Here is a 13856-nt window from a genome sequence, read left to right as displayed (position 1 = left end):
AAAGCCGTTCGCTCTGGGGTCGCAGCCGCCGGCGCGCGGCAAGCGATTAGTGGCAGAGCGCCGAACAGTCGCGTGATGGCACCTCCCGCGGTCAGTTTCGTCGTCCCGGCGCGGAACGAGGCCGACTACCTCGAGGCGACGCTGTCGAGCATCGACGCCCAGCGGGGCGATGTCGACCACGAGGTCGTCGTCGCCGACGGCGGCAGCACCGACGGGACCGTCGACGTCGCCCGCGAACACGGCGCCGAGGTCGTCTCGGAGGGCGGCCACAGCATCGCCGCGGGGCGGAACGCGGGCGCCGCGGCCGCCGACGGCGAGTGGCTGGCGTTCGTCGACGCCGACACGACACTCACGCCCGAGTACCTGACGACGATGCTGGCGTTCGTCGAGCGGGAGGACCTGGTCGGCGCGTCCTCGCGGTGCCGGATGACTGGGCCGTACCGCGCGAAGGCGATGGAGTGGACCATCAACCACGTCTTCCCGCGGCTCGCCGCGCCCGTCCTCCCGGGGTTCAACACGTTCGTCCGCCGGGACGCCTTCGAGCGCGTCGGCGGGTTCCCGGACGTCCCCAACGAGGACACCGCCTTCAGCCGGCGGCTGGGTCGCGACGCGCCGACGGCCTACTGCCCCGAGGTGCTCGTGGAGAGCTCCGGTCGCCGGATCTCGGAGCTCGGACTGACGGGGACGCTGCTCCACTACCTCTGGCTGGACTGGGGCCGGCTCCGCGCCAGCCGCGGCACGGACCAACGTTAAGTGGACCGGCCACCGAGTGGCAGGTATGTCCCTCGGTACCATGAACCGATGCCTGGAGTGCGGGTACGAGGCCACCCCGGACCCCGAGAACTGGGGCACCGTCGACCACCCGCCGCTGGGGAAGCTCACCCAGTGTCCGGAGTGCGGCAGCACGAACACGCACCGTCGGGTGTGAACCCGCGGGCGAGACGACCGGCCCTCGCGTCGAGGCCGGCGGCGCCCGCCACGTTTTCCTTCGGCGCGAGCCTACCGGCGGGTATGAACGGAAGCGACGGCGATGGCGAAACCGCCGACCGGATCGCCGACGTGCTGGCCGACACCGACGAGCCGCTCTCGGCCAGCGGCATCCAGCGCCGGCTCGCCACGCGGAGCCGCGACGTCACCACGGGCGTCATCCGGGACGTCTGCAAGGAGCTCGTCGAGGAGGGGCGCGCCGAGGCGACCGACGACCTGCCGACGGAGTACCGGCTGGTCGAGGAGTAGCACGATTCAGAGCGACCGGAGGGAGCGAGAATTGCGAGCGGCGATCGCAGTGAGCCGCGAGGAGTAGTCAGTCGGCTTCGTCAGCGCGGTCGAGCGCGCCCGCGACCACGAGCGGCAGCGTGATGGTGGCGTCGGCGTACACCGAGACGTTCCGGGCGTCCTTCTTGAGCTTCCCCCACGACCGCGCCTCGTCCAGCGTCGCCCCCGAGAGCCCGCCCGTCTGCGGCGGGTCCATCGTCAGCTGGACCGCGTAGTCGTAGGCCTCCGGCGTCACCAGCATCGTCTGGAGGACGTAGTTCTTCGGCACGCCCCCGCCGACGACGATGGCCGCCGTCGACTCCGCCTCGTAGGCGAGGTCGTTCAGCGGCGACATGTCCTTCAGTGCGTCCAGCGAGAAGCCGGTCACCTGCGACCGGAGCCACGCCTGCAGCCCCAGCACGGAGTCCTGGATCGCCGGCGCGTAGATGGGGACGTCGCTCTCGTAGGCCGCCGCCGCGATACCGGCGTCCTCGTCGACGTCCTCCCGGTCGTTCACCTCGGCGTTCGCCCGCCCGAGTTCGCGGGTGAACTCGGCGATGGAGACGACCTCCTCGCCGATGTCCTCGAGGACCTCGCTGCGGAGGTGCTCCTCGAACAAGGCGAAGTGCTCCTGGGGCAGGTAGACGTTGTAGATGCGGTCGACCTCCTCGTCGCGGAGCTGCTCGTCGAACTCCCGCTCCGTCAGTTCGGGGTGCTCGTGGTGGCCGTGGTGGTGCTTGCCGCCGACGGCCTCGATGGCGTCGTGGGTCAGATTCGCGCCCGTCGTCACCAGCGCGTCGACGTGGCCCTCGCGGATCAGGTCCGAGACGATCCGTCGCATCCCCGCCGGCACCATCGCGCCAGCCAGCCCCAGGAAGACCGTCGTCTCGTCGCTGGCGAAGATCTCGCCGGTCACGTCGATGGCCTCCGAGAGGTCCGCCGCGCCGATGCCCGCCCGACCGTACTGCTCGGCCAGGTCCGCGACGGACATGCCGGCCGAGACCTCGGCGTGCTCCACGGGGTCGTGGCCGAACTCCTCCCGCTCGGGCGGGTGGTGTTCGTGCTCGTCCTCGTCGCTCATTGGTCGGTGGTGGGCCGGCGGGCCTTTCAACCGCGCGATTTCCGAGGGCGGGAGCGGCCCGCTACAGTTCGACCTTCGTCGTCGGGTCGTCCAGTTCCCACAGTAGTTCGGGCAGAAATGCCTCCAGGTTGTCAACCACGCGGCGTTCGCTCACGTCCAGGCCCTCGCAGTGCTCGTGGGCCTCGTCGCGGATCGTGACGTGGATGTCGTCGTCATCGACGTACACCTCCAGCGGGAAGACGGAACACCGGGCGGGCTTCCAGTCGTGTTCGTCGTGGAGGGCGCAGAGGCCGTCCTCGCGGAGGAAGAAGCAGGCCATACCGTCGTCGCCGGTGTGGGGGTGGTCGTCGGCCTTCTCCTCCTGGCGGACGAAGTCCCGCCCCTCGAACTGGGTGGTCGCCTCGGCGAGGGACTCCCGCGAGGCGAGCTCCAGGAAATCCTTCTCGTACAGCAGCACGCCGTGGCGACAGCACCACGTGCAGTCGTCGACGCACTCGAACGTCAGCGAGGGGTCGAAGTCGACGACCGCTTCCTTCCCGGGATACACCTCGACGCGCACGTCCCTCGCTCGGGGGCGGAGAAGGAAAGGGGTGTCGGGGCGGCCGCGTTGCCACGGTCCCGTACCGACGAGGCGGCGTCAGGTCCGGATCGCGGCGGCGACGGTGCGTAGTTGCGAACGGCCGTTGGCCAGCAGGGCGCTCGGAAACCGCCGACGGGAGTACGTCAGGGCCTCCGCCAGCGCCGGCGCGGCGTCCTCGTGGACGCCCGGGCCGTGCCCCGAGAGGACGCGCTCCGGCGAGAGGTCGGCGAACGCCTCGCGCGGCGGGGTCAGGCGCCGGAGCAGCATCACGCCGAGACGCTCGTCGCCGACACGGAGGTAGTCGGCGCCGCCGACCGACTCCGAGACGACGAGCGTCTCGCCGTCGTAGAGGGCGTACTCCCGCCAGGCGGGGCCGCTGTCGGCGACCTCGAGGAGTTCGTAGTCGCCGACCGTCCCGCCCACGTCGAGATAGGCCACCGGGGCGTCGAGGGAGCCGGCGACGTCGGTCATCGATGCCGGGAGGGTCACCGGGACGCCGTGTCGGTTCGCGAAGACGGCCGCGTCCCGGGTGTGGTGGTTCGAGAGGACGACGACGCCCGCCACCTCGCCGAACTCGCCGAGCAGGTCGTCGATGCCGTCGGCGTCGACGGGGTCGACGAGCCAGACGCCCTCGTCGGTCGCCAGCGCGTGGCTGGCCCGCTCCATCGTCTCCTCGGGGTGGGCGATCCACCCGACGCCGCCGTTCCAGCGGTCGATCTCCTCGTACCCGGTGGCGGGGTCGGTCACCTTCGCCGGCATGGTCGTGCGGCGGGGTCGCAGGGAGAGGGGGTAAGCCTGTCGCCGGCGGGGTGCTCCGGGGTCGACGCCGTGTCAGCTGTACTCCCGCCAGCGGTAGCCGCACTCCTGGCACTTGAAGAACCGCGTCGGCGGCTCGTCGGCGGCGCCGGTCTGCTTGATCGTGTACCAGGCCTTCCCGTGGCCGCACTCCTCGCAGGTGACGTCGTCTGCGGTGGGTTTGCCCTCGAAGTCGGCGCCCTCCTCGGTCTCGATGAGTTCGTCGTCGGACTGGGCCTCCGTCGAGACGAACTCCGAGGCGCGGTCCGCGTCCTTCGTCTGGGTGGCGCCGCAGGACGAGCAGACCATCTCGTCGCCCTGGCCGTGCATCATGGAGCCGCACTCCTCGCAGAACTGCATGCCCGAGGGGACGGCCCCGCCCGGCAAAAACGTGCGGTCTCGCCTACTCCTCGTCGCCGATGTCCCGGGAGGCGCTCTCCCGCCGCTCCACCACGGGGCAGTCCCGCACCCGGAAGTGGTCGACGTCGACGAGTTCGACGATCTCCGTCCCCGGATTGCCGCAGACCGCCTGCGGTGGCTTCGAGAAGTGCTCGCACTTCTGGCAGTAGCTGGCCTTCGGGACGACCGTCCCCTCGGGCTCGTCGTCGGCCGCTGGTTCGTCGACGGCCCGGGCCTGCCCGGCGCCGTTCCCACCGGGACCGCCGGATGCGGCGTCGCCCTCGGTGAGCGCGTCCCAGACCGCCTCGTCGTCGACCTCGTCGACCTCCACCTCGGTGAACAGGTCGTCGACGTCGGCGTCCACGTCCGCGTCGTCGTCTTCGGGACCAAGGTCCTCGAAGGGGTCGTCCTCAGTCATCGCCGGCCTCCAGGGCGGGCGGCTCCGCACACCGGAGCTCCGGGCGGCGGAACCCGAGCGTCCGCCCCAGGCCGCCCGCCGGGAGTTCGATCTCGGCGAACTCGGACCCGCAGTGCGGACACGACGGTTCGGAGAGCAATCCGATGGTCACCGCGCCGCCGCAGGCGCCGCAGGCCGCCTCGGTGACCCCGCTCCGGTTGGCGGCCAGCCGTAGTTCCTCGAGCCCCGTGCCCTCGTCGGTCTGATCGGCCTCGCGGCGAAGCGAGACGACCGCGCGGGCGACCCGAGTGAGCTTCTCGTCGGCGTCGTCGAGCCGGGATTCCACGTCGGCGACGCGGCTGCCCTGCGCATCGAGGTCGGTGGCGACCGACTCGACGGTCTCCGAGAGGTCGTCGAGGCGCGCGTCGATCTGGGCGAACTCGCGGTGGGAGTGGGTCTGCGAGGCGGTGTCGCCGACGGCGTCCCGAAGCTGGAGGACCCGCTTCCGGAGGTCCTCGACGTTCTCCTCGAGTCTCGCCTCGACGTCGTTCATCCGGCCGTTCAGCTCGTGGAGGGCGTCGTCGTCCGCCGCGAGCTGTTCGCGGACGTCCTCGATCGCCTCGGGGTCGACGCCGTCGCCGGCGAGCCCCGCCAGCGACTCGTCGCCGAGGTCGGCCGCCGCGCGGTAGGCGCTCGCGAGCTGGACGAGCAGTTCTCCGGGGTCGACGTCCAGTACCGCGGCTCGCTCGTCGAGCCACTCCTCGAGGTCCGGCGGCAGACGTACGGACACCTCCGACTCGTCCGGCTCGTCCGCCGACTCCGTAGCCATTCGCTGTTCCTTATCCAGGACAGCAAGTTAATGGTTCGCCTCACTCAGGCCCTGACCCGGGGCGATCCGAGCGTCACGCCGTCTAGCGAGCCGTCGGGCGGGCGCTACCGGATCTTCCGGACGTCGCTGATGTCGAAGCCGGAGTCGCCGATCTCGGTCTCGAAGCGGACGATGTCCTCGTCCTCGATCCGCGAGAGGACGCCGCGGAACTGCTTGACGACCATCGTCCGCGCGCGGGCGGAGCCGCCGCTCTCCCACTCGAACAGGAGCGTCCCGTCCGCGGAGTCCATGAGCTGGCCGTGCTTCTCGGCGTCGAGGGTCTCCTGGTTGACGTGCGCGAGGATGAGCCCGCCCCAGTCGTAGGCGGCCCGCGAGAGCCCCTTCAGTAGGACGGGGATGTCGTTCCACGGGAGGTCGTCGGTCGAGCTGATGAGGTCGGCGATGGAGTCGATGACGACGACGTTGCCCGCCGCGTGTTCGGTGAGCCGGTTGCCTAGTGCCTCCGGGACGCTCTTGCGGTCCTGGGACTGCCCCAGCTCGGAGATGCTCTGGGTCTTCGAGGCGTACCACTCCCGCGGGACGGGGCTCAGCCGGAAGAACTCCGGGGAGAGGTCGTGGAACTCGACGTTCTCGATGGCGGCGTCGACGATCTCGTCGTCCATCGCCAGCGTCATCTCGCGGCGCACCTGCCGCTCGTCCGAGGTGAAGGAGACGTAGTGGACCTCCTCCGGCGGCGCGGCGCGGTCGTCGATGCCGCCGTAGTAGAGGTCGAAGAGGTCGGGGTCGCCCTCCGCGAGGCCGTTCATGATGGCGCAGGTGTACATGAACTCCCGCGCCCCGGCGCCGGCCTGCCCCGACAGCAGCACGACGCTCCCCGGCGGCGCGCCGCCGCCGATGGTCGTATCGAGGCGTCGGATCCCGAAGGGGATGCGGTCCATGGGGGTCCCTTCGACCCCGGCTACTTAAATTATTGAGGGGGAATCGAGCGCCGTGACGGCTCACGCCGGGTCGACGCGGGCGCCCTCGTTCCGCGGGGCGACGACCCGAACGGAGCCGTCGACGTCGGCCGCCGACAGCGCGTCCTCGGCGGCCACCCGGGCGTCGTCGGCCAGCGTCGCGTCCGTCACGCCGTAGACGGCCGGCCCCCACGAGGACTGCCCGACGCCGCGGACCGACGGCCGCTCGGCGAGGGCGTCGATGAGCCGGCCCGCCGGCGGTCGGTAGACGCCGCCCTGCTCGTCGGCGTACCAGGCGCCGTTGAGCCGGCCGAACGCCCCCAGCGCGTCGCCGAACGCTTCCAGGCGACCCTCGGCGACGGCGGGGAGCAGCCGCCGGACCAGCAGGGCGGCGAGGTCGTCGGCCACGGCGGGGTCGGCGTTCTCGACGACCGCGCGCATGCTCTCGTTCTCGGCGTCGCCGCTGCGGCCCTGCTCGGCGTCGGCCAGCACCAGGACGAACCGCCAGTCGGCCGGGACTTCGTGGCGCGCGGCGACCGCCGGGACCTCCCACTCGCCGGCAGCGGGCGGGGCGGTCGTGAACCGCTCAGTGGGGTGGCCGGCGTCGACGACGAACCCGCCGGCCTCGAAGGCGGCCACGCCGACGCCGCTGCGGCCGCCGCGGTCGAGTTCGGGCGCCCGCTCTCTGACTCGCGGCGCCATCTCGTGGGCGCGAGCGACGGCGGCGAGCGTCGCCAGCGCGAGCTGCGTCCCGCTGCCGAGGCCGACGTGGCGGGGCAGCGACGCCTCGACGTCGATCCGGGCGCCGTCGACCCCCAGCACCTCGCAGACGCGGTCGGCGTAGTCCGCGACCAGCGGGTCCTCGCAGGCGACCGCGGCGGCGGGTTCGGCCGTCAGCACCACCGACGGCTCGTCGAGGGCGACCCCGACGCCCCCGTAGAGGCGCTCGTGGGCCAGCGAGAGGTTCTGGAAGCCGACGTGGAGGCGGGCGCCGGCGTCGACGCGGACGCGCATTGCCGGCCGTTGGTCGGTCGCCGAGTTGTGGGTTTCGACAGCGGCAGTTAGAGGTCCCTCGACCGGCCGAGGTTCCGCAGGTCGCCGCCGCAGTGCTCGCAGGTCGGCACCGGCGGGTCGGTCGTCCGCTCGCCACAGTCGAAACACTCGTACAGTTCCACTCCCGCTTCCGGGTTGTTCGGGCGCATGTAGCACGGAATAGGTTCAAGAACACATAGACATATCCCTATAACACCTAGTAGAGTACAATCATTGGCCCGCTTCGTGTAGACGAACGTCCGATTATGGGAGCGATTGTAACGAGAACCGTCAGGATGCTATCGAGAGCCGGCCGGCGCCGTTCGACCGAATACGTTCGGCTCGCAGGCGGCTCCCGGAAAAAACTGGACCGTATACTGGCCGTTAAGTCACTCGACGGCAAGGGGTCGGTATGAGCCAGCAGGAACCGCCCGAGCGCGAGTCGGGCGACCGCCAGAAGCCCGACGACCTCCCGAGCAACGAGGTGACCGAGGGCGTCGAGCGCGCCCCCCACCGCGCGATGTTCCGCGCGATGGGCTACGACGACGAGGACCTCTCCTCGCCGATGATCGGCGTCGCCAACCCCGCCGCCGACATCACGCCCTGCAACGTCCACCTCGACGACGTCGCCCAGGCCGCCTACGACGCGGTCGACGACGCCGGCGGCATGCCCATCGAGTTCGGCACCATCACCATCTCCGACGCCATCTCGATGGGGACCGAGGGGATGAAGGCCTCCCTCGTCTCCCGGGAGGTCATCGCCGACAGCGTCGAGCTCGTCTCCTTCGGCGAGCGCATGGACGGCCTCGTCACCATCGGCGGCTGCGACAAGAACATGCCAGGGATGATGATGGCCGCCATCCGGACGGACCTCCCGTCGGTGTTCCTCTACGGCGGGTCCATCATGCCGGGCGAGCACGACGGCCGCGAGGTCACCATCCAGAACGTCTTCGAGGGGGTCGGCGCGGTCGCCGACGGCGAGATGAGCGAGGACGAACTCGACGACCTCGAGCGGAACGCCTGCCCGGGCGCCGGCTCCTGCGGCGGGATGTTCACCGCCAACACGATGGCGTCGATCTCCGAGACCATCGGCTTCGCGCCGCTGGGCTCGTCGTCGCCGCCCGCCGAGGACGACGACCGCTACGAGGTCGCCCGCGAGAGCGGCGAACTCGCCGTCGAGGCCGTCCAGGAGGGCCGGAAACCCTCCGACTTCCTCTCCCGGGAGTCCTTCGAGAACGCCATCTCGCTGCAGGTCGCCGTCGGCGGGTCGACCAACGCCGTCCTCCACCTGCTGGCGATGGCCGCCGAGGCCGGCATCGAGCTGGACGTCAAGGACTTCAACGAGATCAGCGCCCGCACCCCGAAGATCGCGAACCTCCAGCCCGGCGGCGAGCGCGTGATGAACGACCTCCACGAGGTCGGCGGCGTCCCGGTCGTCCTCCGGGAGCTCCTCGAGGCCGACCTCCTGCACGGCGACGCGCTCACGGTCACCGGGGAGACGATCGCCGAGGCGATCGAGCGTCTCGACCCGGCGGCAATCGAGGACGTCGACGCGGACTTCCTCCACACCGTCGACGACCCGATCCACGAGCGCGGCGCCATCCGCATCCTCACCGGCAACCTCGCGCCCGAGGGCGCGGTCATCAAGATCACCGGCGAGGACCACCTCCACCACGAGGGGCCGGTCCGGATCTTCGAGGACGAGGAGACCGCGATGCAGTACGTCCAGGAGGGCCACGTCGAGTCCGGTGACGTCATCGGCATCCGCAACGAGGGACCGAAGGGCGGCCCCGGCATGCGCGAGATGCTCGGCGTCACGAGCGCGGTCGCCGGCCAGGGCCACGCCGAGGACGTCGCGCTGTTCACCGACGGCCGGTTCTCGGGGGCCACACGCGGGTTCTCCATCGGCCACGTCGCCCCGGAGGCCTTCGACGGCGGCCCCATCGCCGCCCTGGAGGACGGCGACACCATCACCATCGACATCGACAACCTCGAGATGTCGGTGGACCTCTCCGACGAGGAGATCGAGCGCCGCATCGAGGAGCGCGGCCAGCCGGAGCCGAACTACACGAACGGCGTGCTGGCGAAGTACGGCCAGCAGTTCGACTCGGCGGCCAACGGCGCTGTGACGAACCCCGGCGCGAAGCGAAACGACTGAGCGCCGGACTGCTTTCTCGACTGTAGAGGCGCTGCTTTGGCCAGACGAGAGTAGAAACGAAAGCTAGCATCCGCGCGAGCGAAGCGAGCGCGGTTCGCGGCGGCGAACGAAGTGAGCCGCCGTAGCGCCCGACGACTATCGCGCGGCTGAGCGGAGCGAAGCCGCGCGACAGGAGGAGGGCGCGCATATTTTCCCCAAGTTTTTGCCGCGGAGGCGTGTTCAGCGCCATCGGCGCTGAACCGCCGGAGCGTGCAAAAAGTGGGGGTTCTAGAATCGCCCTTCCCGGTCCCCGATACCGATGCGTTCGCCGAGGTCGTCGAGTTCGTCGTTGATGTCCTTCGCGGAGGACTCGCCGGGCAGGAGGTCGCCGAGCGCGGCGCCGAACGCACAGAGCGTCCAGACGACGGAGATGCGCGCGAGCGCGACGACCGGGTCAGACCAGCCGTCGAGGCGGCCCCACAGCGTCATGGTGAACGTCGCGGTGACGAAGGCGATGACGAGGACGGCGGTGAAGCGCCGGGGGATGATGCCGAAGATGGGCCGGGTGATCTGGACGTCCCGGAAGTCCGCGAAGTACAGCAGGCCGGCGGTCACCGCGAACACGAAGCAGACGTTGAGGACGAGCAGCGCGGGCCGGGCGAGGAACACCTCGGCGATCTCGAACACGCCGTCCTCGACGAGCATCGGCAGCGAGATGAGGATGGCGCCGACGAACCCCTCGGCGATGTCGCGCCGGGTGAACTTCCTGATGAGGTCGGCTCCGTCGGCGCCGCCGGGCAGCCGCTCCAGGAGGCTGATCGCCTGCTCGACCTCCCGGCGCTCCTCGGGGTCGTCGACGGTGTCCTCCAGCTCCGCGAGCTGCGAGCGGAGCTCCTCGACGGCGACGGTCTTCGCCGGCGACGGGTCGCCCCCGCCGTCGCGCCCCCCTGCGGTCATGCCCCGACAGTGGGGTGACGGGTCGAAAAAGATTCCCCCGCTATCGCGGCGAGGTGGGCAGCCCCGATGGCGCCGGTGTTTTCCAGGCCGGGCTTCGTACCCCGGACATGGTCGACCTGATGGACACCTACATCGAGGACCGCAACCGCGTCCAGCCGCACCACGCCAACAACCTCGGCACCGCCCACGGGGGGAACGTCCTCCACTGGATGGACGAGGTCGGCGCCATGAGCGCGATGCGGTTCGCCGGACAGTCCTGCGTGACCGCCCACATCGACTCGGTTGACTTCCAGTTGCCCCTCGAGCTCGGCGACATCGCGCTGATCGAGGCGTACACCTACAACTCGGGCCGGACGAGCGTCCGCGTGCGGGTGCGGGCCCACGCGGAGGACCCGATGACGGGAGACACCGAGGTCACGACGGAGTCGTACTTCGTCTTCGTCGCCATCGACGAGGACGGGCATCCGGTCGAGGTTCCGGAACTGGAGACCAGTACGGCGGAGGGCGAACAGTTGCGCGAGCAGGCGCTGGCGGACGAAGCGCAGTAGCCAGAATCCGGGTCGTTCAATCCTCGGGTTCGACGATCGTCGGTTCCTCCTCCTCGTCGTGGCGCACCGTCACCGCGTGCTGGGTGTGCCGCGCGTGGGTCTCCGCCCACCGCCGGCCCGGCCGCTCGGCGAGGAACTCCTCGCCGTCGGGGCACTGCCGGCACGCGACGATCCACGGCGACACGTCGTCCGGGAAGTGGCCGGTGTGGCGCTTGTGGTCGAGCGCGAACTGCTCCATCGCCTGATTGCCCACCTGCAGGTCGTCGAGTTCGAACTCGAGGTCCCACTCGCGGTTGCAGCGGGAGCACGTGACGGTCGGCGTGTCGTCGACGTCGTCCGGGAAGGAGTCGAAGGGTTCTGGCACAGTGTGGAGTTCGAGAGCGCAGGATAAAGACGTAGGGAAATGCAAAGCTGGAAGCTCCGTGGTTCCGATTGACGCAGGACGGATCATCTAGTCCAACCGCTCGAGAGGATTAGAAGGACGGCCGGGGGCCGCCGCTCGCGACAACTCCCGCGACGCCCGCGTCGACGGCCTCGCCGACGCTTCCCCAGGCGTTCGCGGTCAACTACTTATTCGACCGGTATAGATATAAATCGGAAGGCGAGTATTCGCTTCCTGATAAACGGGGGCGGAATCAACGTCCGACCCTGCAGGGGGCCACGTGTCGGAATTTCTGTCGGCAGTGCCTCCGCTCGTCGTGGAAAGAAGTTGGAGTGGGACCGCCGAGAATTGAACTCGGGTCCTACGGACCCCATCCGCAGAGGATACCACTACCCCACGGTCCCTCGCGTTTCGAGGGACGGCGGTTTGACGTTTAAGCGCTTCGCTTCGAGGGTCAGGGACGCTCGCCCACCAGGGGTTCCTCGTCGCGGACGGCCAGCGCCGCGACGGCGTCGTTCTCGTAGACCGCCACGCCGGTCCGGTGGGCGAGGACGTACCCGTCGTGGTCGCTCGTGACCGAGCTCTGATACTCGCCGTTCGCGGTGCGGACGTCGGCGACGACGTCGCCCGCCTGGACCGTGTCGCCGGGCCCGACCCGTGGACGGACGATACCGGCGGCGTCGACGCGCGGACCGCGGTACCGCCGGACCTGGAAGTCGACCGGGTCCGGGGTCGCCGGGTCGGACTCGAGAACTGGGTCGGGAACGGAATCGAGTGCGTCGAAGGCGACGAGCGCGCGGAAGACGTCGGCGACGCCGGCGGCCCGGGTCCGGTCGTCGACGGTGCTGTGGCTCCCCAGTTCCACGGTGCACGCCGGGACGCCGGCGCCGTTCAGCGCCGCGCCCGCGACCGAGCGGTGCAGCCCGCGCTCGACGTACTCCTCGGGGGCGTACTGGACGACCGTCGGGAGGTCGAGCGCGTCCGTGAGTCGGCCGAGGTCGTCGGCCAGTTCCTCGGCGGTCTCGCGGTCGCGGCGCTCGCCGTACAGCACGCGGTGGCGGATGACGTAGGCGATGGAGTTGACCTGCGCGGTGTGGAGGTCCAGCAGGAGGTCGGCGTCGGCGAAGGCGTCGTACAGCCGCTCGGCGACGCGCTCCTGGGTGGTTCGCTCGCCGACGGAGTCGGCCGTCGGGTCCGGGAACGTCCTGTTGGGGTCCTCGCCGCCGTAGTAGGAGTGCCGCGTCGTCCGGCGGAGGCCGGCGGGGTTGACGACCGGGACGCAGACGAGGCGGCCCCGGAGGTCAGCCGGGTCGACCAGCGGTCCGGAGGCGTCGGCCCCTCCGTCCGCGGGCGCGAACGCGTTGGCGACGTCCTGGGCGGCGACGACGCCGGTCACCTCGTCGCCGTGGACGCCCGCCGTCACCCAGGCGGTCGGTCCGGGGCTTCCGCCCTCGACGACGATCACCGGCAGTCGCTCCGCGCCGCCCGTCGGCAGCCCCGTGACGTCGAGCCAGGCGCGCTCGAGGCTCCCTGGCGCCGGGTCTGGGAGGTCCATGGTCGGAGGTCGGCCGCCAGCCACAAAAAGCAGGGCCCGCAGGTGGACGTCGCCGCCCCGCGCCGGCCCGGAATCAGACCAGGACGCGCTCCAGTTCGACGACGACGCCCGAATCTGCCGCCGGGTCGCCGACGAGGTGGCCGAGACAGACCGCGGCGCCGTCCGGCGTGTAACTGGCGACGAGGTCGCCTTCGTCGGCGGCCCCGAGGTCCGTCTCCAGGATACCGGGGGGGTACACCGGCGCGCCCTCGGCGATCTCGCGGGCCGCAGATGGTGCGACGGTCAGCCCCGGCAGGTGTTCCAGCGCGCGCTCGGCGGGCTGGACGACCTCCCGCAGGAGGTCTGCGTCGCCGTCCTCGCGCCAGAACGCCAGCCCGTCGACGAGGTCGTGCAGTGTGACGAGCGACGCGTCGTCGAAGGTGCCGGTCTTGGTCCGCCGGAGGTCGCCCATGTTGGCGCCGGTGCCGAGCGCGAGGCCGAGGTCGTGACAGAGCTTCCGGACGTAGGTCCCGCTCTCGCACTCGACGTCGATCAGCGCCCGGCGGTCCTCGACCTCGAGGGCCTCGAGGCTGAATATCTCGCGGACGCGGAGCCGGCGGGCGACCGCGGACTTCCGCGGCGGCTTCTGGTAGAGCGGGCCCTCGAACTCGGCGAGGGTCTCCGCGAGGTCGTTCGGCGCGGGCGCATGGAGTTCGAGTTCGGAGACGTACCCCTTCCGGCTCTCGTCGAACACCTGTGCGGCGCGGGTCGCGGTGCCGGTCAGGATCGGCAGACAGCCCGTCACCTTCGGGTCGAGCGTGCCCGCGTGGGCGGCGCGGGCGACGTCGGCGGCGTCGCGGACCCAGGCGGCGACCTGGTGGGCCGAGGGGCCGGGCGGCTTGTCGAGGTTGACGACCCCGAACTCCAGGAGGGTCTCGGGGTCGCGGTCGTCCGGCGGGCCGCGTTCGCGCATTG

Annotated in this window: 18 protein-coding genes and 1 tRNA gene; 5 read left to right on the top strand and 14 right to left on the bottom strand. The window is 70.7% G+C overall.

What is annotated here, in order from left to right; genetic code table 11:
• The first annotated feature begins 75 nt into the window (after window positions 1-75).
• From HWV07_RS18720 to HWV07_RS18710, 3 genes are all read left to right on the top strand, one after another.
• Window positions 76-753, top strand: a complete 678-nt coding sequence (locus HWV07_RS18720) for a glycosyltransferase (protein ID WP_178335786.1) — start codon at window positions 76-78, stop codon at window positions 751-753.
• Window positions 754-778: 25 nt separating this feature from the next.
• Window positions 779-928: a zinc ribbon-containing protein gene (locus tag HWV07_RS18715; protein ID WP_178335785.1), complete on the top strand. Its 150-nt coding sequence runs from the start codon at window positions 779-781 to the stop codon at window positions 926-928.
• A gap of 83 nt (window positions 929-1011) precedes the next feature.
• Window positions 1012-1236, top strand: a complete 225-nt coding sequence (locus tag HWV07_RS18710; protein WP_178335784.1) for a hypothetical protein — start codon at window positions 1012-1014, stop codon at window positions 1234-1236.
• Window positions 1237-1303: 67 nt separating this feature from the next.
• Here the strand turns inward: HWV07_RS18710 and HWV07_RS18705 are convergent, their stop codons facing one another.
• From HWV07_RS18705 to HWV07_RS18665, 9 genes are all read right to left on the bottom strand, one after another.
• The gene (locus HWV07_RS18705; RefSeq protein WP_178335783.1) at window positions 1304-2335 is read right to left on the bottom strand and encodes a deoxyhypusine synthase; all 1032 of its coding nucleotides are present in this window, start codon (window positions 2333-2335) and stop codon (window positions 1304-1306) included.
• Between the two features lie 61 nt (window positions 2336-2396).
• A complete protein-coding gene (locus tag HWV07_RS18700) occupies window positions 2397-2894 on the bottom strand; it encodes a YkgJ family cysteine cluster protein (protein ID WP_178335782.1) in 498 nt (165 codons plus the stop codon).
• 78 nt (window positions 2895-2972) lie between these two features.
• Window positions 2973-3674 (bottom strand): hypothetical protein, encoded by a 702-nt coding sequence (locus tag HWV07_RS18695; protein WP_178335781.1) that lies wholly within the window; start codon window positions 3672-3674, stop codon window positions 2973-2975.
• Between the two features lie 72 nt (window positions 3675-3746).
• Window positions 3747-4070: a transcription factor S gene (locus HWV07_RS18690; protein WP_178335780.1), complete on the bottom strand. Its 324-nt coding sequence runs from the start codon at window positions 4068-4070 to the stop codon at window positions 3747-3749.
• A gap of 43 nt (window positions 4071-4113) precedes the next feature.
• Window positions 4114-4527, bottom strand: a complete 414-nt coding sequence (locus HWV07_RS18685) for a DUF8135 domain-containing protein (protein WP_178335779.1) — start codon at window positions 4525-4527, stop codon at window positions 4114-4116.
• On the bottom strand, window positions 4520-5335 hold the full coding sequence (locus HWV07_RS18680) for a hypothetical protein (protein WP_178335778.1): 816 nt from the start codon (window positions 5333-5335) through the stop codon (window positions 4520-4522). Before HWV07_RS18680 ends, HWV07_RS18685 begins: the two co-directional genes overlap by 8 nt.
• A gap of 104 nt (window positions 5336-5439) precedes the next feature.
• Window positions 5440-6273: an RAD55 family ATPase gene (locus HWV07_RS18675; RefSeq protein ID WP_178335777.1), complete on the bottom strand. Its 834-nt coding sequence runs from the start codon at window positions 6271-6273 to the stop codon at window positions 5440-5442.
• Between the two features lie 60 nt (window positions 6274-6333).
• A complete protein-coding gene (locus HWV07_RS18670; RefSeq protein ID WP_178335776.1) occupies window positions 6334-7305 on the bottom strand; it encodes a beta-ribofuranosylaminobenzene 5'-phosphate synthase family protein in 972 nt (323 codons plus the stop codon).
• Between the two features lie 47 nt (window positions 7306-7352).
• Window positions 7353-7493, bottom strand: coding sequence for a rubrerythrin-like domain-containing protein (locus HWV07_RS18665; RefSeq protein WP_178335775.1), 141 nt, complete (start codon window positions 7491-7493; stop codon window positions 7353-7355).
• A gap of 242 nt (window positions 7494-7735) precedes the next feature.
• On the opposite strand from HWV07_RS18665, the gene ilvD reads away from it, so the two are divergent.
• Window positions 7736-9481: a dihydroxy-acid dehydratase gene (gene ilvD / locus HWV07_RS18660; RefSeq protein ID WP_178335774.1), complete on the top strand. Its 1746-nt coding sequence runs from the start codon at window positions 7736-7738 to the stop codon at window positions 9479-9481.
• 267 nt (window positions 9482-9748) lie between these two features.
• Here the strand turns inward: ilvD and HWV07_RS18655 are convergent, their stop codons facing one another.
• Window positions 9749-10417, bottom strand: a complete 669-nt coding sequence (locus HWV07_RS18655; protein WP_178335773.1) for a DUF2391 family protein — start codon at window positions 10415-10417, stop codon at window positions 9749-9751.
• Between the two features lie 107 nt (window positions 10418-10524).
• On the opposite strand from HWV07_RS18655, the gene HWV07_RS18650 reads away from it, so the two are divergent.
• On the top strand, window positions 10525-10965 hold the full coding sequence (locus HWV07_RS18650) for an acyl-CoA thioesterase (protein WP_178335772.1): 441 nt from the start codon (window positions 10525-10527) through the stop codon (window positions 10963-10965).
• A gap of 16 nt (window positions 10966-10981) precedes the next feature.
• Here the strand turns inward: HWV07_RS18650 and HWV07_RS18645 are convergent, their stop codons facing one another.
• The 4 genes from HWV07_RS18645 to HWV07_RS18630 all read right to left on the bottom strand — a co-directional run bounded on the left by HWV07_RS18645 (window position 10982) and on the right by HWV07_RS18630 (window position 13854).
• Window positions 10982-11329, bottom strand: a complete 348-nt coding sequence (locus HWV07_RS18645) for a DUF8062 family protein (protein WP_178335771.1) — start codon at window positions 11327-11329, stop codon at window positions 10982-10984.
• A gap of 351 nt (window positions 11330-11680) precedes the next feature.
• Window positions 11681-11751, bottom strand: a tRNA-Pro gene (locus tag HWV07_RS18640).
• Window positions 11752-11801: 50 nt separating this feature from the next.
• On the bottom strand, window positions 11802-12902 hold the full coding sequence (locus HWV07_RS18635; RefSeq protein WP_178335770.1) for a succinylglutamate desuccinylase/aspartoacylase family protein: 1101 nt from the start codon (window positions 12900-12902) through the stop codon (window positions 11802-11804).
• Between the two features lie 73 nt (window positions 12903-12975).
• A complete protein-coding gene (locus HWV07_RS18630; RefSeq protein WP_178336102.1) occupies window positions 12976-13854 on the bottom strand; it encodes an RNA-guided pseudouridylation complex pseudouridine synthase subunit Cbf5 in 879 nt (292 codons plus the stop codon).
• Between the last annotated feature and the right edge of the window lie 2 nt (window positions 13855-13856).

This window comes from Natronomonas salina, assembly GCF_013391105.1.
Taxonomy (GTDB): Archaea; Halobacteriota; Halobacteria; order Halobacteriales; family Haloarculaceae; genus Natronomonas; species Natronomonas salina.
The sequence above is the reverse complement of the archived record's forward strand: the minus strand, read 5'-3'. Positions and strand labels throughout refer to the sequence as shown.